Consider the following 18,199-nt stretch of genomic DNA (forward strand, 5'->3'; position numbering starts at 1 on the left):
CCATGCCTGCTGTCTCCAACCGCCACGAGTGCGTCCTGTTTTTCGAGGTGAAGAACGGCAACCCCAACGGCGACCCCGACCTTGGCAACCAGCCGCGCCTCGATCCGGAAACCAGTCATGGGCTGGTGACCGATGTTTGTCTGAAGCGTAAAATCCGCAATTACGTCAGCCTGTTTCACGGCGATGATCCTCGCTTTGGCATCTACCTGCGCGATGGTGCCATTCTCAACCGGACGCACCGTGACGCCTATCGGGCGGTACGTCCTGGCGAAGCAGCGGTGGCAACGGCCGCCCGGCTGTCACCGCGGGACGATGACGAGGCGGCAGCTCTGCGTCGGTTTATGTTCGATCATTTCTTCGACGTGCGCACCTTTGGCGCTGTGATGGGCTTTGGGGTGAACTGCGGTCAGGTTCTCGGCCCGGTACAGCTGTGCTTCGCCGAATCGGTCGAGCCGATCCTGCCGCAAGAGATCACGATCACCCGTATGGCAGCCACCGCAGAACCGGAAGGGCGGAACCGGAAGACGCAGAGAGCAAAGCGGCCCGATCCGGACCTAAGGACCAACTTGGATAGTCTCACGCCTCTGCACGAGGGAGAGGCGGCTTCTGACGACGAGCGCATTGAAAACCGGACAATGGGACGCAAGTACCGGGTGCCTTACGCCCTTTATCGTGTCCATGGCTATATCTCGGCCAAACAAGCAGAGGGCATCAATTTCGATGAGAGTGACCTCGAGCTGCTGTGGACGGCGTTGGAGCGGATGTTCGACCATGACCACTCGGCTGCGCGTGGGGAAATGGCCAGCCGGCGGTTGATCGTCTTCCGTCACGATAGCGCCCTCGGCAATGCATCTCCCGCCAGCCTATTTCGCCGTGTCACGGTTCGGCGCCGGGTACAGGGGGCAACGTATGACCTTGCCAGCTCCGAGCTGGAGACTCTACCGCCGGCACGGCGGTTCGAGGATTACGAGATCGACCTTGATCTCACCAACATGCCGGCCGGTGTAGAAGCGATCGTCCGGTTTTGAAGAAGCTTGTGGTTTGGCTGCTTGTTCTTGTTCTGCGCGAACCTTAAGCGCAGCCGAATGTCGGAAGGTTCGTAATTGGTCCAAAGTGCTGAACATCTGCGTGTTAAGGGAGGTCATAAAGCGATTGCATCCCCTGCGGATGCGCGGATTGAATCATCGCCAGCAGACGCTGGTAAAGATGACGCTTAAGGTCTTGCAGCGTGGATGCCGCTTGCCTGTTCAACTCGGAAAGACTGCATCTTTTGCGGGTGCGCGGATTGAAAACTGCATATCTCAGAGGCCGGCCTTATCACCGCATCGTTCATGTCGCGTGCGGGTGTGCAGTCTAACAGGTCGCGGAAAAACGAACATATTCCGGCTTTTTGCCTGCGCTGAGGCTTGGAAATGACGTTTTCGGCGCCCGTTTTTGTCAGAATGGAGCACGTTTTCGCGCTGCGAGACGCCCGGAGCCGCCGTTGAGGCGGAGTCCGGGCGTGATTATGCCGCCGCCAGCAGCTTGGGCAGGCGGATCAGGTTGTAGGCGGTGGCGGTCAGGGTGAACATCCAACCGACACGGGCCATGCCGCGATGACGCGTTTTGCGCAAGCCAGCTCCCTTGATCCAGCCGAACACCTCCTCGATCCGTTTGCGGATGCGCAAGGACACGGTATAGCCAGGGTGGCGGGTGGTCCGTCCGTCGATCGCCGAGCGGCGATTGCGCGTGTTCTGCGCGACGTGCGCAGCGGCGCCCAACTCGCGCATGTTCGCCACGAAATCCTTGGTGTCGTAAGCCTTGTCGGCGCCCACCGTGACGCGGTGGCGGCCGGGGATGGCCTCGACCATGGAAACCGCCGCCTCGCGTTCGGCCAAGCCGGTGGCTGCCGTCAGCCGGACATTCACCACCAGGGCGTGACGGTTCTCCATCAACGCATGGCCCATGAAGGCCAGCTTCGCCGGCTGCCCGTTGCCCTTGCGGTACAACCGCGCCTCGGGATCACTGGTCGAGGCATGGGTCTCGTTGGACCGCCTCTCACCATGGAAGTCGCGGTCGCCGTTGCGTCCCGGCCCCGGCGGCTCGCCGCTGCCGTCCTTGGGCCGGAAGCTCTTCACCGACGCCCAGGCTTCGATCAGCGTCCCATCCACCGAGAAGTGCTCGTCCGACAGCAGCGCCTTGACCCGGGGTTGACCCAGCACGGCGGCCAGGAACTTGGCCGCCACATCGCCGGCCAGCAGGCGCTCACGGTTCTTGGTGAACACCGTAACGTCCCACACCGGGGCGTCCATCGACAAACCGACGAACCAGCGGAACAGCAGGTTGTAGTCGAGCTGTTCCATCAGCTGGCGTTCCGAGCGCACCGAGTAGAAGGCCTGGAGCAGCAGCGCCCGCAGCAGCTTCTCCGGCGGGATCGACGGTCGCCCGATCGTCGAGTACAGCCCCTCGAACGCCGGCGACATCACCTCCAGCGCTTCATCAACGATGGCACGGATCGGTCGTAGAGGATGGCTCGCCGGAACACGGGCCTCACAGCTCACATAGCTGAACAGGCCCTCGCTGTGTTCGTCCGATCCCCGCATCGTCCCCTCACCGGCCGCTTTCTCTGCGACCGCAGAGAATCACGACCGGCAGGCCGGGCATAGCCTTTTTCCGCGGCCTGTTAGCGTCAAGAACAGCTAGAACATTGTCCCTGCTCGTAGCTGAGGTCACATGTGAGGCATCTGATTGCAATGGCATGGTCATAGCGGGGTGGTCATGAGCCACGGAAAGGGAAGAGAGCAATATCCGATTTTGGGATAATCCGGAAATGGGTTTAGCGGAGGTGCCGGCTTTTTCTCCTTCGGCGCCCGCTCGTGAAGTCCATCCATACCCCTGCTTACCGTGCTCTGATCACGGTTCTGGTGGACGCCAGACACACCGCTGGATTGACGCAGGATCAGTTGGCAAAGCGCTTGGGCAGGCCTCAATCGTTTGTGGCGAAGTACGAAAGCCGAGAGAGGCGTCTCGATGTGATAGAGTTCCTTTCGCTTAGCAAAGCACTGGAGTTCGACCCGTATGAAGCCATCCATATTATTGAAGAATATATAAAGTAGATTTATTTTATTTCTCGATTTCCTGATAGGGGTATTATCATATTCCGCTTTATCGTATTTTTTACACTGTCTTGTGGATTTGCTTATATCAATGCCTTTGTGGCCTACGGCTAGATTGCGTCCGCCATAATATGGATTCACCTGCATCCCACTTAATGCGGGATGCCTGTAGTTTCCCTTTGATGTTAGTATAGGCAGTCCATGTTGCATTCATAACAACAGGGGCTGGAGTGTAGCGCTGTGACCATACCAAAAACCTAATCCATCGCAAGAAGGACAAGGGAATTGCTTCGCCTCGAATTACAAGGGGTAAAAGCGCGATGACTCACCTACCCGTCACCCCTGAGATTGCCACAGCTCTTGCTGACATTGACTGGGAAGCTATCGATGCCATGACTGACGAGGACATTGCCCGCCAAATCGCTGAGGACCCTGACGCTCCCCCTGATCTATCCAACGCCCCACCCGAACTGGTGCGCGTCATCCACCCCCCTGGCGGTGTCAACGTTCGCGGAATCCGCGCCAAGCTTGACCTGACCCAGGAAGAATTCGCCGTCCGCTTCGGATTTTCGGTCAATCACCTGCACGATTGGGAGCAGAACCAGACTCAGCCCGACGCCTCCACTCAGATTTTGCTTCTGGTGATTGAGCGAGAGCCGGAACTGGTGGCCGCTGTGGTGGCGCAGAAGAGCGTCGGCTGGCCGGCGTGGCCGACACGCTGAAACTCACCTCCCGTGGAGTTGCACAACCGGTGGCAAAATGGACACTCTGGTCCTGAGGGATCAGAGTGTCGCGAAAAGGAGCCTCCCGTGGCGAAGGTGTCGCTGAAGCAGTATGAGATCGAGGCGATCGAGTATCCCGCCGATCTGGTGCGCACAGCGGCAGAGGGCGCTGCCCAGCACGTCTACGATCAAATGCCGCTGGCGGCGCTGGGCGTGCCCGCGGTTTTCGACTACCGCTGGCGGCCGGTGGCGAATGATCCGGACGACGATCATGTTCTCGAAACTACGATCGACGGCGTGGCCGATATGATCGCGAGTTTGAACATCACCGACCTCGCGGCCGGCGCCCGGCCTTTCGGAATCGCCGCCGAACAGCTGGTGAACGCTCTCAGGAGATTATGATGGCCAGTTTTCCCCTCCGCATGCCCGACGATCTGAAGGACGAGGCGGCCCGTCTCGCCGACGCGACCGGTGTCAGCCTCAACCAGTACCTCGTGTCGGCCCTGGGGTCGCGCGTTGGTGCGCAAGCGGAGGCGGCGCGCTACTTCGCCGCTCGGGCGGCTCGCACGACCCCTGGACGCGCCAAGGACATCCTGAGCCGGTCCGGCGCCGGAAACGCACCGTGCGATGACGATCGCATAGAATAATCGTCCAGAAAGGGTGCATTTGATGGACGTAACCCCGATCAAGACTGAAGCTGACTTCCGGGCTGCGCTTGCCGAGATCGAGCGTCTTTGGGATGCCGAGCCCAACACAACGGAGGACGACCGTCTCGACATCCTCATGACGCTGGTGGACGCCTACGAGCGGCGCCACCACCCCATGCCGCCGGCAGACCCGATCGGGGCGATCGAATTCATGATGGAGCAGCGCGGGATGACGCGCGCCGACCTGGAGCCGATTATCGGATCGAGCGGACGGGTGTCGGAGGTCTTGAACCGGCGCCGGGCACTTTCGGTCTCGATGATCCGGCGGCTGTCCGAAGCGCTCCAGATTCCCCCCGAGGTGCTGATCCGGCCCTACGACCTTCAACGGGCTGTCTGAACCGTCCAGAAAAGGAGGCTGAGCGAGATGAACGAAACCACACCGCGCGCAGGATTAGCGCAGGCACGGCGTCTGTGGTTGCATTACCGATCACTGGCCGAGTCCGGCCGACCGATTGATGCAGCGTCAGTCGCTGGTGATCTGGAGCGGCTGGTCGCTATGCTGGAGCATGATGCCGACAAGCTAGACCTTTCCCGATAAGCCTTCGCCACTCCGTTGGCGATATGGTCTCCCTGCTAAGAGGCGGTTTCCAGAACCCTCGTCCGATGCACACCCCTCCGGAAACCCTCTGATCTGTTGTCGGTTTCCTGTGCCTTTGGCACAGAGAGGCGGGCATGGGACCGACAGTTGCGGACTTGGTGGCGGGGATCATCGACCGGATCGAGGATCGGCTTGTCGGTCCCGGGCGTCCGCCAATGTCCATTGTGGAAGTCATCGAAACACTCCGCTTCTTCCTGCGTGAGGGCGTCCAATGGCGCGAGCTGCGGGCGGCGGACGGGCGTGCGTCGGGCTCGACCCTGTGCCGTCCTCTGGATGAGTGGCACAGGACCGCGTTGCTTCGGCGGGTTCATGCTGTCCTTGTCCGTATGGCGCGCTCTCCTGCGAACGCCCCCGAACCTCCGGCGCATCGCACAGCTGGATTGACGAACGGCCCCTTTAAGGTACATAAAGATGGATAATGTGTATTAAAGGGGTCTCAAATGAAGAGGCCGGTGCTTCTTAGTTCGCCCGAGGCGGATGCCTTGGAGCGGCTGGGCAGGCGGATCAGGTTGGCCCGTCTGAGGCGGAACCTATCGCAGGACGAAATGTCCGTAAGGACCGGCGTGACGAAGAAGACCTATATCGCGCTGGAGAAGGGCAAGGAGACGGTCAACGTCGGCCTGCTGGTCAAGGTCATGTCGGTCCTCGGCTACGCCGACCGGTTGCCCGACATGCTGGCGTCGGATCCGTTGGGCGAGGAATTGGAGGAGATTCATGGCAGGAAGCGGGGCGGGCACCTGGAAGGTTGATGCGGACGGCCGTCTGATGGAGATGGTCGTCTTCGCAGACGTGGACGGGGCCCCCGTTCCGGCGGGCGTCCTGTCGTTCAAGGGCGTTCCGGGACGGATGCGGCAGGGCGTCTTCCGTTACGACGAGGCGTGGCGCCGCCGTCCGGGGGCGAAGCCACTGGCGGCGACCGGCCTGCCGCTCCGACGCTCGTTCCAGAGCCTTCCACCTCACGAAATCCCGCTGCCCTTTTACGACGCGTCCCCGGACGGCTGGGGCAAGGCGATCCTGTCCATGGCATATCCGGACGTCCCGCTGGCGGCGCCGGAGTACATTGCGGCCGCCGGAGGGGACCGCATCGGCCATCTCCAATTCGGTCCGGACGACCAGGCGCCCGAGGTATGGGTCCCGGCCAAGGCCATGATCGACCTGCCGGGGGATGAGGATGACCTGGAGGGGTTGGCCGACGCCGCCGACGCGGTCGAGAATGGCGTCGCGACCAGATCGCACCTCGCCAAGCTGCTCGACAGCGGCGCCGACATAGGAGGCGCGCGGCCGAAGGCCAGGCTCTTCGTCGACGGCGAGCCGTGGATCGTCAAGATGCGGGCGAGGGACGACGCCTTCGATCACCAGCGGGTGGAGGCCGCCTGCCTGTCCGTCGCGCGGGAGGCGGGCATCGAGACCCCCGACCACAGGGTGACGGAGGTCGCCGGACGCTCGGTCCTCCTGGTGAAGCGGTTCGACCGCACGGGAGCCGTGCGCCACGCTTACACCAGCGCGGCTACCGTCCTTGGCCAGCCGCCCGGCACTTACGGGGCCTTAGGCGCGTCCTACGCCGACCTCGCCATCGCTGCCCGCCGCACGGGGATCGCCGACTGCGCCAAGCTGCTGTTCGAGCGCCTTCTGCTCAACTGCTTCCTCAACAACACGGACGACCACCTGCACAACCACGGCTTCATCGACGACGGCGACGGCTGGCGCCTGTCGCCGGTGTTCGACGTGGTGCCGCAGGCACGACGCGCCTTGGTCCTGCGCCCTGCCCGACACCAGTCGGCCGAGGCGGACCCGTCAAAGGCGCTGGAGGCGCACGAGGCGTTCGGGCTGTCCCGCGAGGAAGCCGACGAGTGCTACGCACGCATACGTGCGGCCGCTGCGAGCTTCCCCAAGTGGCTCGACCGTCACAAGGTGTCCGCGACGGACCGCGAGGTCGTCATGCGCAGGGTCCCGCACCTGCCGTAAACGGGGTTACCCGTGCGCACACCGGACCGCGGACGGCTGGTACGCAAGCGAGAACGATCTTTCTCGGCATCGGCCGGCGCTGCTGCTGTTTCAGCCGGAGGAACCGCCGACCTGAGGCTCCGTTCAGGAGATGGTGTCCACATCAGGATGGGATCATGTCGGCCTCACATCGCAAGGTCACGATCAACAGGGCACCGGTGCTGACGCTGTGGGCTGCGGTGGTCGCAGAACGGCTGGGCCTCGACCGCGACGAGGCGCTCACCATGGGAAAGGCTCTATCAGGCCTCACGGCGCATGCCAAAGGCGTCCGGCTCGGGATCTATGAGCCGACCCCAGAGACGGTGAGCGACAAGCGCAAGACGCTCCAGCAGGGCGAGGAGATTCCGATCGACCTCATGGGGCGGTCGATCCCGGCCGTGCACACAAAGGACGGGCTGCGCGCGGTGAGTCGGGGAAAGCAGATCAAGCCCGCGGCGGTGGACCGCTACTTGGCCAGCAAGTTCGGGGACGATCTGGATGACGTGCGCCAAGCCATGACAGTGCTGGCGGAGTCACTGCCGGCGACAGAGCTGGCCCGGCGGGCGTTTGGGCTCTACGAAGGCTTCAGACCTGAGGTAAAGGCTGGCACGGCCGGGTGGGGGGCTGAGGGCGAGCTGGACTTGGCGAAGCTCGCTCCGCCTCATCGTTCCTGAAGGACTGAATCACCACTGCAGAGTGCGCGGATTGTCCGGAAAGTGGGAACACGGTGAGACCGTGCCTTCCGACATCCCGGTGGGTCAGCTTGTCATAACGCCCGTACTGTGCTTTCCCTCGTCACAACCGACCCGCTTTCCCAGGTTGAGCTCCTAGCTGTTTTATCTAGCGAGCGGTGCGTCTATGGGAAAGGATGAGCCTGAAAAGGCGTGATCGATGGAGCGAGCAATGGGGCGTGTGGCATTGGCCAGTTTGCTAACGCTTTTCGCGCTTGCCGGATCAGCGTTTGCTGACGGCCGAGGTTCATATGGCGGTTATGGCGGTATGCTCGGCCTGTATCTGCTCGCGCCGTTCGCCCTCTACGGCCTCTGGAAGCTGCTCAATGATCGCACAGGTGCGATCTATGGATGGATCATCATAGCCGGGGTGGTTGCGCTCGGCGGCTTCTATAAGGGGCTGGTTGGGGCTGGAGAGGGGGCTTATCTGATTGGCGGTATCGCCACTATTGTAGCGATGATCCTCTATCGGCGCAGCCGCGGTCGAGGCTAACTTGACCTCTTATGCCTCAGAGTTTCGGCGCGGGTTGGCTGCATTCAATATTAGCGAGGATTATATATGTTCTATACTCTGAATCACTTAAAGTCCGTATTTGCAAATGAGTTCTTTGTTGAGCCGGCTGACCAAAATTATCAGTTGGCCCGATGGGCAAAAATACATGGTTTTCACCGGGAATTTTATTGGCAGGCGGTTCAAGCAATTGAGAAATACTGCAAAGCAATTCTTGTCCTTAATGGTGAGAGTGTAATTAAAATCGGACACAATATCGAAAAACTTTTTGACCGCTGCTGTGCGCGGCTCGGCGATCTGGTAGTGCCTCGCTTTGAGTGCCCGGCGGAGTTCCCGCAAGAACTTTGGAACGATGAAGAAACAGTACGGTTTCTCCGCTTCCTTTATCAGCAAGGAAACCCAGATAGCCGATATGGAATGACATCGTGGTTTAACCGGCCCAGCGACCTTATAAAACTTGACATCCTTGTCTTTAGTCTTCGCCGTTGCACAATCGGCATCAATTGGATCGTTGGTGAAGATTTCAAAATCAACTCAGAAATAGCTGAATTTGCTGGGAAATTATTTGCGGAAGTGTTGCGTATGAAGCCCACATATCAGGTCCGAGAGGGCTTTAAAATTGTTTCGTCTCCTGCGCTCTTATCGGGAGAAGACATCGCAGATTGTTTAAAACTGTGGAATTTCCAAATATCAGACATGTCATCTAATCTTGATCGACCGCTTCCACCTTCCATGTCAACAATCATCGGCCCCGCTAGGAACTCGTTGTTATACATACTCTGTAGCTCAATGAGCGCCAGAGAGAAAGGCGATATTGATAAAATTCTATTGGACGGGGCAGCATGGATGCTTGATTCAATTAAGCTTGACCCAAAAGTAATGGAATTACTTAAATCATCACAATGATGTTTAAGTTAAATAGAGAAGGCGGGAGCTGCGCCACTGATTGCTCAGGGCGCTGCTGCCGGACGGGCGGGAGGGTTAAGCACGCTTCTTAGCGCGCTCATGCTCCATGTAGGCCCGGAGCACGGCGTTGATCTTGCTCTGGTAGCGGTCGCTGTTGGTGCGGAACCACTCCAGCACATCAGTATCCAGACGGATGCTGATGGCCTGCTTGGCCGGCGGCTCGACGATCCGGGCCGTCTCGAACCAGGATTTGTCGGCCAGCGGCGCCGCGTCGGCGTCTCTGCGCACGGCGGCCTCGATGTCGGCGTCGGTCTGGTGGTCAACCCGCGACCAGTCAGCCGTCCGGTTGCGGGGCGACGCTAGAGAGCGTCGCGTGATACGCTCGTTGTTCGCGTCCATTGGCTTTCCTTGCTGAGATGATGCGGCGGGCGCTGTCGCGCCAGGTATAAACGACCACCAGCAGCCGGCCATCCACCTCGCCGTAGGCGATGATGCGTGTCTCTCCGTTGTATTCGCGTGGGTCGTTTTTCTCCAATACAACTCCTTCGAAGATGTAGATAGCATCCTCAAAGTCGATGTCATGTTTAGCGATGTTCGTCTCGTACTTACGCTGATCCCATTCGAAGTCCATTTTCGAACATCTCCATGGAGATGGCATCTCGCCATCTGATTGTGTGGTAGTTAATAATTCCAGCCATACTAATCCCCTTCAGGTTTGGTTCGCCGGCGGATGAACCGTTTTGTTTAACGACAGGTGCGTTGTTGCGTTGCGCAGGTGGCAGGCAGACCACAAACGCAACACGCATGTATATACATTTTCCTCAGTTCTCCGTCAAGCCCCCGCCCGCGAGTGCCCCCCTCGCTTTCGGTTGTGCAGGCTCGTTTTCCATATAATCTGTTCCGCGCTCCGGTTGTGTCATATGGAACAAGCACTTAGCCGGGCAGGGGAATTATGCCCCATCCGCGGCCGAGTGGGACGCTACCAGCCGAGGGATCATATCCCCTTGGCTCCACATGTAGGGGCCGGGTGCAGCAAACGATGGTCGCAACTGGACGAGTCGCAGGCCCCGAACAGGACCCGACCAAGCCCGATCCCTTGCGTCCGCCTCGCCGCATGGCCATGCTCAGCACCCTCAAGCGGTCCCCACCTGATCGCGTCACCAGGCGGCCTGGAGCGGACGGCCGCTGTCGCGAAAAGGGCCATGGCCACCTTGCCGGCATGCCGGTGGCGATCAGCTGGCCAGCACCGGCCCGGCCAGCTCCTCGATCTCCACCACGGCCGCCAGCAGGTCGATGTCGAGGCCCTGCGCCTGGTGCCTACTGTCCGGCGCCGACGGCGCGGCGCTGCCCTGGGCGATCTGCTCGCCGGCATGCCGGCGGCCATCATATTTTTCGCGCATCCGGCGATGCGCGCGGTAGAATTCTCCCGTGAAGGGGTGTCGCGAAAGGGAGCGACGGCGCCAGTTGTGGCCTCACCGCTTCCCATTGTGAATCGTGATGCTGCCGGAGTTTCCGCTGATCGGTGGGCTGGCATCTCCGGTAGAGGACTGGATGACGTTCGTAGGACCGGCATCATGGCCAGTGACCAGATCTGGCGTGTAGACGAAGGTCAGCACGAAGAGGGCGAGCGCCCCTCCGGCTCGAACGGCCAGCCCGCCTCGGGACCAACGGACTTGGAGAAAGCCGGGGATAGCGGCGCCGAGGACGGCGGCGGCAACGCTCACGATGACACGCAGGGCGAAGAACAGCTTCGGATCTGCGATCGGCTCGTTGCGGATCAGCAGCCACATGGCTGTGCCAACGATCGCAATTGCTGAAAAGGTTGCCGCTATGCGTTCAATCCTGTGTTCCGATCCGGGTTCGTTCCCTGAGGGCATTTCTTCATCTCCCCACCCCTTTTCAAATGCTGTTATACCACTATCCCCGTCTGGAGAAGAGTCCTCTAGGAGATGCAAAGCCGTTTGGATTAGGGAGGCGGTACGATGGCAGTCAGGCGGTTGATAATGTTTATCGTGGCGGCTTTTCTCTGCGGCGATGTTCCTTCGGCTTATACGGCCGACCTACCTCCAGGAAGCCGCATTGAGCAGCGGTCTAGCGGTCAATGCAGCCCGCCGATCGTCAATAACTCCGGTCAGGTGACGATTTCATGCACCAACGTCGATCCGGAGGCGCTGCGCTATCTCGAAGCGAAGCTTTCTGAGTTAGTCCGAGAGTTCTTTGTGCAGGCCGATACCTCTCGGACGTTGCGCAACCTTAACGACCTGACAGACATCCTACGCCAGCGAGTGGACGATTGGGAGCGGCGCTATCATGAGCTTGAGGTGCGCTTGGCCGATAATCCCGACCAAAGCGCACTCGTCCAGGAGGCGCGGGATTTGGTCAAGCGAGGAGAATTCGATCGGGCAGAAGCGATGTTGAAGGAAATGGCAGCTAGGGAGGAAGCCAGCGTGCTGAGGGCGGCAGCGATCCAATACGACATGGGCAATCTTGAAATGCTGCGCTTCGCTCCGGCGCAGGCGCTGCCTCATTTCGAAAAGGCGTTCCGCTACGCGCCGGAAAATCTGCTTTACGCCGATGGCTATGGAAGGGCTGCTTACCAAGAGCGGGAGTTTTCCTTAGCGGAAAAGGCATGGACCGCCGCCCTTGTGGGCCGGCGCGAACTGGCAGCGCGTGACCCTGGCACCTACCGGCATGACCTAGCTTCAACGCTAAACAGTCTCGGTAAACTCTGGAGTGACACTGGGCAGCCAACCAAGGCGGAGGACGCCTATAATGAAGCTCTGGTGATCCTGCGCGAGTTGACAGCGCTCAACCCCGGTGCCTACCGGCATGACCTCGCCTCGACGTTGAACAATCTCGGAATCCTTCAGAGGAACGCCGGCCGTCTGATCGAGGCGGAGGCCACGTACAAGGAGGCCCTGGCGATCCGGCGCGAGTTGGTAGCGCTCGATGCTGGCGCCTACCGGCCTTACCTTGCCTCGGCGCTGAATAACCTCGGTGTTCTCCAGAGCCACATCGGCCGGTTGGCCGAAGCGGAGGCCGCCTACAAGGAAGTCCTCGCGATCCGGCGTGAGTTGGCAGCGCACAACCCTCGCGCCTACCGGCCTGACCTCGCCTCGATCCTGAATAACCTCGGCGTTCTCCAGAGCCACATCGGCCGGCCAGCCGAAGCGGAGACCGCCTACAAGGAGGCCCTCGCGATCCGGCGCGAGTTGGCGACGCGTGACCCTGGCGCCTACCGGCCCGACCTCGCCTCGACCCTGAACAACCTCGGCGTTCTCCAGAGCGATACCGGCCGGCCGGCCGAAGCGGAGGCCGCCTACAAGGAGGCCCTCGCGATCCGGCGCGAGTTGGCGACGCGCGATCCTGGCGCCTACCGTCCCGACCTCGCCTCGACCCTGAACAACCTTGGCGTTCTCCAGAGCGATACCGGCCGGCCGGCCGAAGCGGAGGCCGCCTACAAGGAGGCCCTCGCGATCCGGCGCGAGTTGGCGACGCGCGATCCTGGCACCTACCGGCCCGACTTCGCCTCGACCCTGAACAACCTCGGCGTTCTCCAGAGCGATACCGGCCGGCCGGCCGAAGCGGAGGCCGCCTACAAGGAGGCCCTCGCGATCCGGCGCGAGTTGGCGACGCGCGATCCTGGCGCCTACCGTCCCGACCTCGCCTCGACCCTGAACAACCTTGGCATTCTCCAGAGCGACACCGGCCGGCCGGCCGAGGCGGAGACCGCCTACAAGGAGGCCCTCGCCATCTATCGCGAGTTGGCAGCGCACGACCCTGGCGCCTACCGGCCCGACCTCGCCTCGACCCTGAACAACCTTGGCATTCTCCAGAGCGACACCGGCCGGCCGGTCGAAGCGGAGACCGCCTACAAGGAGGCCCTCGCCATCTATCGCGAGTTGGCAGCGCACGACCCTGGCGCCTACCGGCCCGACCTCGCCTCGACCCTGAACAACCTTGGCATTCTCCAGAGCGACACCGGCCGGCCGGCCGAGGCGGAGACCGCCTACAAGGAGGCCCTCGCCATCTATCGCGAGTTGGCAGCGCACGACCCTGGCGCCTACCGGCCCGACCTCGCCTCGACCCTGAACAACCTCGGCATTCTCCAGAGCGACACCGGCCGGCTGGCCGAAGCGGAGACCGCCTACAAGGAGGCCCTCGCCATCTATCGGGCATTGTCGGTGGATACTCCGAGAACTTACACCAAACAGGTTAAAAAAATAAATGAGGCACTGAGGAAGATCGTCCCGGCATATCTATCAGCGCAGTGAGAATGTAAATAGATAAATTAGAACAAGCTTCCACGGTAATAAGGGAAATGATTAGATTTTCTTTGATATTCTAACGTAATTTTAAATAAAAATGGCGAGAATCTTCGTTTCACCAGTATCAAATCTCTGGGAGGTCTAGTTAACATTGCCACCGGCCCGGCCGGTCGGCTGCCTCCGCCTGGTGCTCGATGTCGACGAAGCCGCCGGCGTACGATGCCCGCGCCACCGCGGCGCCCACACCCGCCGGCAGGTTCTACACCTCAGCGCCGCCGGCAGCGATCCAAATTTTCGCGCATCCGAAGATGCGCGCACGAAACGGGGGCGGTAAAATGCGCGTCGCGAAAAGGAGGCACGTAGCCAGTTCGCTGGCCCTCCGACCCGGCCAAACCGCCTTGCCCGAGCAACACCGCTATTCGCATCATCCCGGCTGTGTTTTCCTCAGCTTCCAAGTCCGGAACGCCCTGTATAGAGTTAGGATGCACAACCGGGAAGGCGAAAGCGGGCAGTGTCGTTCACGGAAAAGCTCCTCGATGCCATTCTGGGCACTCTGCCCAAAGCCGCTCTCGCGCTGATCCCGGAACACCGGAAGAAGTGGGCGCTGGAGCGGCTTCAGGATTTCGACCCCTTCGCGATCATCGCCGACAACCACGACCTCATCCGGGTCTTGCGCGTCGCCTGGATCGACGCGGCCGAACACGTCCTTGATGCCGGTCGCAAGGCGGCTCGCTCGCCAGAGTGGACCGACCTCCAGCGCGCCGACATCGACCGTTTCCACGGGCTGGCCATCGCGCAGCTGCGCGCCATCCGCGACGCCACCTTCGATCGGCGGACAGCGCCCGGCACGACCGCGATCGACCGCCATCTTCCGCTGGTGGTGCGGGGAGCCGCGGAGACGGTTTCCCTCGGGATGGCTGATCGCTATGGCGAAGCCGGGGCAGTCACGGCCGGCTTTGCCGCCACCCTCGCCGCCCTGGTCGCCGGGGGCGACGTCGGCGAGGTACCGCCCATCGTCGTCCGCATCGCCGCCGAGGGGGTGGCGCAACTGGGTGGGTGCGACCGGCGATCTTTCGGCGATCTGGTCTTTGCCTCCTTCGCCGAGACGCTCAAGGATCCGACGAAATACCCCCAGGCGACCACTGGGTTCCACATGGCGACGCAGGGCGTGGCCCAAGAGCTCGCCAGAAAGACCCTGGCGGCGCTGGAAAGCGTCAACAGCGGACTTCCGGCGATCCTCGCGGGCTTGGACACGCTGAACTTGCTGGCTGGCGATGCCGCCAAGACGATGCATCGCATTGATGGGTATGCCAAGCGGACGGAAGAGAAGGTTGATGAGATCCTAGCCATGTTGCACGGCAAAGGCACCCTGCTGCAAGCAGTGGCGCAGGGCATTCCGGAAGCAGCGATCCGGGCAATTCTGAAGCGGATCGGCGGAGAAGATCTCGACCGGGACGATCTGATTCCCTGGCTGGACAACTGGATCGAAACTGCCAGCCGAGAGCTGGGGCGCCACAGCAACGAGGACAAGACATTCGAGGCGGCGCGGCGCAAGGCCGAAGGATGCTTTCTAGCAGGCCAATTGAAGGAAGCGTCTTCGGCTTTCATGGAGGAACTGGCTCGGGAGGAGCGGGAGGAGGCGGGCCGGCAGGAGAAGCGTCGGCGCCGACAAGTCCGTCTATTGGAAGAGGCTGTGCGCTTCGATGAACTTGCCCTCGACGGAGAAGCGGCTGCGGCAAAGCTCCGGAAGATGGCGGTGATCGAGGGTGCCAACAGTCAGAATGCGCTGGGAAAATGGCTGTTCAATAAGGCTGAAGAATATTACGAGCGCGGCCATCGCCGGGGTGAGAATGCGGCGTTGCTTGTTGCGGTCGCGGTCTACCGCACCACCCTGTTGGAATACACTCGTGCGAGCACGCTGCTCCAATGGGCGATGACCCAGAACAACCTGGGCAGCGCACTGTCCAGGCTCGGGGAGCGCGAAGCGGGGACCAGTCGGCTGAAGGAGGCCGTCATTGCCTTTCGGACCGCCCTGGACGCCTTGGAGAAGCCAGCCAGCAAGCGCGAGCGATTCCAATGGGCCAAGACGCAGAACAACCTCGGCGCTGCGCTATCCGTGCTCGGGGCGCGCGAGGCGGGCACCAGTCGGCTGAAGGAGGCCGTCGCGACCTTCCGTGTCGTCCTGGACGCCCTGGAGGATCGCCCCCGCGAGCATAACCCGCTTCAATGGGCGATGACCCAGAACAACCTCGGCACCGCGCTGTCCAAGCTTGGGGAGCGCGAGGCGGGGACCAGTCGGCTGGAAGAGGCCGTCGTTGTGTTCCGGTCTGCCCTGAAGGAGCGCAGCCGCAAGCGCGCCCCACTCCAATGGGCAATGACCCAGAACAACCTCGGGAACGTGTTGTGCATGCTCGATGAACGCGAAGCAGGGACCGGCCGGCTGAAGGAGGCCGTCGTCGCCTATCAAGCCGCCTTGGAGGAATACAGCCGCGAGGACGCCCCGCTCCAATGGGCGACAATGCAGAGTAACCTGGGCACCGCGCTGTCCACGCTCGGGAGGCGCGAGGGGGAGACCGACCTACTGGAGGAGGCCGTCGTTGCGTTCCGGTCTGCCCTGGAGGAGCGCACCCGGAAGCGGTCACCGCTCGACTGGGCGATGACCCAGAACAATCTCGGTACCGCGCTGCAGACACTCGGGGAGCGTGAAGGAAGGGCCGAACTACTGGAAGAGGCCATCGCCGCCTACTGCGCTGCGCTGGAAGAATACACTTGCGAGCAGGCGCCGCTCGACTGGGCGATGAGCCTTGGAAACCAGGGTGTCACATTGATGCTCCTTGCTGAAAAGCGTCGCGACCCTGCCATAGCACGCCGGGCCTTGAACCAAATCGAGCATGCTTACAACTTTTTCCGAGACGTTGAACACGCCCATGCCAATTATTATGAGGCTCAATTGCCTAAGGCGAAGGAATTAGTCGGTCACCTGCTCGAAGCAGCGGGCCGATGATTGTGGTTATACTGCGGCATTGATGGTGTCGCAAAAGGGGCGCATGGCCACCTCGCCGGCATGCCGGCGGTGATCATATTTTTCGCGCATCCAGCGATGCGTGCGGTAGAATTCTCCCGTGAAGGGATGTCGCGAAAGGGAGTGATGAAAGTGTGTGTAACCCGATCTTCCGCTTTCAAAATTATATTGCAATTTTAACATAAGGTGTGAGCCGAAATGGGTATACGTCTCCGCATCCTGTTCTTTGCGGCTGTCCTTGCAGCGATCGCTGTTGCCATCGGAAAAGGCAACATTGTTGTTCAGGAAGTCAATAAATTTATTCACTCTTTAAAAGAATTGAGCGATACGGCAGGCGAACCATGGATTAAAGAGATTTTTGGTCTCAGTCACCAAGTAAAATTGTTTGATGAAAAGAATAATTGCGCCTCCGATAGCCGAAAAAATTACTATTTAAATGGAAGAACGAGACAATCCGAAACATTTTGCATTAGAGCAAACGATGGATGGGTGTTAGAAAACCCAAGAACTGAATTCATTTGCAACGATCAAAATAGTAAGGGCGACTGGAGGCACAATTATCCATATGGACAAAGCAGTGGTTTTAATGCAGAAAAGACAGTTTATTGTGACTTGATATGGGCAATAGGTAATGCTGATGTTAACACGGCCGGGTATGCCCAAATTTATGCTACCACACGTATGAAGGATCCTTACGGGCCGGTGTATCGTATATCCATTGCTATCGTTATATTAATTGGATTTATATTCCTCGTTAGAAGATTTTTCTCAAAAGCACTTAAGAAATATTCAGGAAAAGAGCCAGAAATTTGAATTGTGAAGATGTTAGAACGGCGCTAGTGGCAAGCAGAACGCCAGGGAAAATTCAACGTAATTGAATGCCCCGGCGCCAGCATTGGGGCGCCGTCGGCGGCGATCCGGATCAGGCTGACCAGCATTCGCCCGGCCGGCTCCTCGATCTCCACCGCGGCCGCCAGCACGTCGACGTCGAGGCCCTGCGCCTGGTGCGCCGCTGCACCGACGGCACGGCGCCGCCCTGCGCGATTCGTTCGCCGGTATGCCGGCAGCGATCATATTTTTCGCGCATCCGATGATGTGCGCGGTAGAATTCTCCCGTGAAGAGGTGTCGCAAAAGGGAGAGTTTTGGGAGCGGCTTCAGACCGCCGGAAAACCGGGCAAAGCCGCTCTTATCGCCACGGCAAGGAAGCTCCTCTTCACCCTAAACGCGGTGATCGCCATGGGGACCGATTACCAACTACGCGAAGCAGCCTGAATACAGTTTCCGACAAACCCGGAGCGGTTCATCACCTCGGCAACGAACAGGGCCGAGCGCCAGCTGGTCAGCAATCAGATGATCTGAATGTGCGCCCGCTCCGTCGCATTCTTCGCTTCCTTGTACAGGCGATGCAGTTCATCGGCTTCAAGTGAACTTTGCTGCTCAGCCTCAAACAGATGGTACAGCGGCATCTCAATGGAACCTTCGGGCGCCGTTGGTATGACGCGGCACATCTTATGTGTTTGAGCTTAATCATGATTATGGAGAGCTTCTCATTTGGTCGCATGCATAGGCCATGCATACTATAATATTAGCATCTGAACTACACTATTACCTACGGACAATATTATTTAAGTTATTTATCTGCGTAATATGCATAG

At 60.2% G+C, this 18,199-nt stretch carries 20 protein-coding genes; 15 read left to right on the top strand and 5 right to left on the bottom strand.

Annotation, left to right across the window (positions count from 1 at the left end):
* Positions 1–2 precede the first annotated feature (2 nt).
* Entirely contained in the window at positions 3–1,028 is a 1,026-nt protein-coding gene (locus ABNQ39_RS22540; RefSeq protein WP_376960721.1) for a CRISPR-associated protein, read from the top strand.
* Between the two features lie 477 nt (positions 1,029–1,505).
* On the opposite strand, the gene ABNQ39_RS22545 is transcribed toward ABNQ39_RS22540, so the two are convergent.
* Positions 1,506–2,582 (bottom strand): IS5 family transposase, encoded by a 1,077-nt coding sequence (locus ABNQ39_RS22545; protein WP_376960723.1) that lies wholly within the window; start codon positions 2,580–2,582, stop codon positions 1,506–1,508.
* 321 nt (positions 2,583–2,903) lie between these two features.
* On the opposite strand from ABNQ39_RS22545, the gene ABNQ39_RS22550 reads away from it, so the two are divergent.
* From ABNQ39_RS22550 to ABNQ39_RS22595, 10 genes are all read left to right on the top strand, one after another.
* Positions 2,904–3,095 carry a helix-turn-helix domain-containing protein gene (locus tag ABNQ39_RS22550; protein WP_376962657.1) on the top strand — a complete coding sequence of 64 codons (192 nt, stop codon included), beginning with the start codon at positions 2,904–2,906 and terminating at the stop codon, positions 3,093–3,095.
* A gap of 392 nt (positions 3,096–3,487) precedes the next feature.
* A complete protein-coding gene (locus ABNQ39_RS22555) occupies positions 3,488–3,817 on the top strand; it encodes a helix-turn-helix domain-containing protein (RefSeq protein WP_376960725.1) in 330 nt (109 codons plus the stop codon).
* Positions 3,818–3,904: 87 nt separating this feature from the next.
* Positions 3,905–4,219: a hypothetical protein gene (locus ABNQ39_RS22560; RefSeq protein WP_376960727.1), complete on the top strand. Its 315-nt coding sequence runs from the start codon at positions 3,905–3,907 to the stop codon at positions 4,217–4,219.
* Positions 4,219–4,464 carry a toxin-antitoxin system HicB family antitoxin gene (locus ABNQ39_RS22565; RefSeq protein ID WP_376960729.1) on the top strand — a complete coding sequence of 82 codons (246 nt, stop codon included), beginning with the start codon at positions 4,219–4,221 and terminating at the stop codon, positions 4,462–4,464. Before ABNQ39_RS22560 ends, ABNQ39_RS22565 begins: the two co-directional genes overlap by 1 nt.
* A 22-nt stretch (positions 4,465–4,486) precedes the next feature.
* Positions 4,487–4,861 (top strand): helix-turn-helix domain-containing protein, encoded by a 375-nt coding sequence (locus tag ABNQ39_RS22570; RefSeq protein ID WP_376960731.1) that lies wholly within the window; start codon positions 4,487–4,489, stop codon positions 4,859–4,861.
* A gap of 806 nt (positions 4,862–5,667) precedes the next feature.
* Positions 5,668–5,871, top strand: coding sequence for a hypothetical protein (locus ABNQ39_RS22575; protein ID WP_233474981.1), 204 nt, complete (start codon positions 5,668–5,670; stop codon positions 5,869–5,871).
* Positions 5,837–7,087, top strand: a complete 1,251-nt coding sequence (locus ABNQ39_RS22580) for a type II toxin-antitoxin system HipA family toxin (protein ID WP_376960733.1) — start codon at positions 5,837–5,839, stop codon at positions 7,085–7,087. The genes ABNQ39_RS22575 and ABNQ39_RS22580 overlap by 35 nt, the downstream gene beginning before the upstream one ends.
* 155 nt (positions 7,088–7,242) lie before the next feature.
* Complete coding sequence (locus ABNQ39_RS22585; protein WP_376960735.1) at positions 7,243–7,779, top strand: hypothetical protein; 537 nt, start codon at positions 7,243–7,245, stop codon at positions 7,777–7,779.
* 229 nt (positions 7,780–8,008) lie between these two features.
* Positions 8,009–8,329 (top strand): hypothetical protein, encoded by a 321-nt coding sequence (locus ABNQ39_RS22590; RefSeq protein WP_376960737.1) that lies wholly within the window; start codon positions 8,009–8,011, stop codon positions 8,327–8,329.
* Between the two features lie 66 nt (positions 8,330–8,395).
* A complete protein-coding gene (locus ABNQ39_RS22595; protein WP_376960739.1) occupies positions 8,396–9,253 on the top strand; it encodes a hypothetical protein in 858 nt (285 codons plus the stop codon).
* A gap of 75 nt (positions 9,254–9,328) precedes the next feature.
* Here the strand turns inward: ABNQ39_RS22595 and ABNQ39_RS22600 are convergent, their stop codons facing one another.
* The 4 genes from ABNQ39_RS22600 to ABNQ39_RS22615 all read right to left on the bottom strand — a co-directional run bounded on the left by ABNQ39_RS22600 (position 9,329) and on the right by ABNQ39_RS22615 (position 11,043).
* On the bottom strand, positions 9,329–9,541 hold the full coding sequence (locus ABNQ39_RS22600) for a BrnA antitoxin family protein (RefSeq protein WP_376960741.1): 213 nt from the start codon (positions 9,539–9,541) through the stop codon (positions 9,329–9,331).
* Positions 9,542–9,587: 46 nt separating this feature from the next.
* Positions 9,588–9,884, bottom strand: coding sequence for a BrnT family toxin (locus tag ABNQ39_RS22605; RefSeq protein ID WP_376960743.1), 297 nt, complete (start codon positions 9,882–9,884; stop codon positions 9,588–9,590).
* Positions 9,885–10,485: 601 nt separating this feature from the next.
* Positions 10,486–10,653: a hypothetical protein gene (locus ABNQ39_RS22610; protein WP_376960745.1), complete on the bottom strand. Its 168-nt coding sequence runs from the start codon at positions 10,651–10,653 to the stop codon at positions 10,486–10,488.
* A 72-nt stretch (positions 10,654–10,725) separates the two neighbouring features.
* Positions 10,726–11,043, bottom strand: a complete 318-nt coding sequence (locus ABNQ39_RS22615) for a hypothetical protein (RefSeq protein WP_376960747.1) — start codon at positions 11,041–11,043, stop codon at positions 10,726–10,728.
* Between the two features lie 213 nt (positions 11,044–11,256).
* On the opposite strand from ABNQ39_RS22615, the gene ABNQ39_RS22620 reads away from it, so the two are divergent.
* The 4 genes from ABNQ39_RS22620 (at position 11,257) to ABNQ39_RS22635 (ending at position 17,816) form a co-directional block, all read left to right on the top strand.
* Entirely contained in the window at positions 11,257–13,527 is a 2,271-nt protein-coding gene (locus ABNQ39_RS22620) for a tetratricopeptide repeat protein (protein WP_376960749.1), read from the top strand.
* A gap of 505 nt (positions 13,528–14,032) precedes the next feature.
* Positions 14,033–16,525 (top strand): tetratricopeptide repeat protein, encoded by a 2,493-nt coding sequence (locus tag ABNQ39_RS22625; protein ID WP_376960751.1) that lies wholly within the window; start codon positions 14,033–14,035, stop codon positions 16,523–16,525.
* 216 nt (positions 16,526–16,741) lie between these two features.
* The gene (locus tag ABNQ39_RS22630; protein WP_376960753.1) at positions 16,742–17,356 is read left to right on the top strand and encodes a hypothetical protein; all 615 of its coding nucleotides are present in this window, start codon (positions 16,742–16,744) and stop codon (positions 17,354–17,356) included.
* A gap of 244 nt (positions 17,357–17,600) precedes the next feature.
* Entirely contained in the window at positions 17,601–17,816 is a 216-nt protein-coding gene (locus ABNQ39_RS22635) for a hypothetical protein (RefSeq protein ID WP_376960755.1), read from the top strand.
* The last annotated feature ends 383 nt before the right edge of the window (positions 17,817–18,199 follow it).

It is taken from the genome of Azospirillum sp. A26 (assembly GCF_042604635.1).
Taxonomy (GTDB): Bacteria; Pseudomonadota; Alphaproteobacteria; order Azospirillales; family Azospirillaceae; genus Azospirillum; species Azospirillum palustre.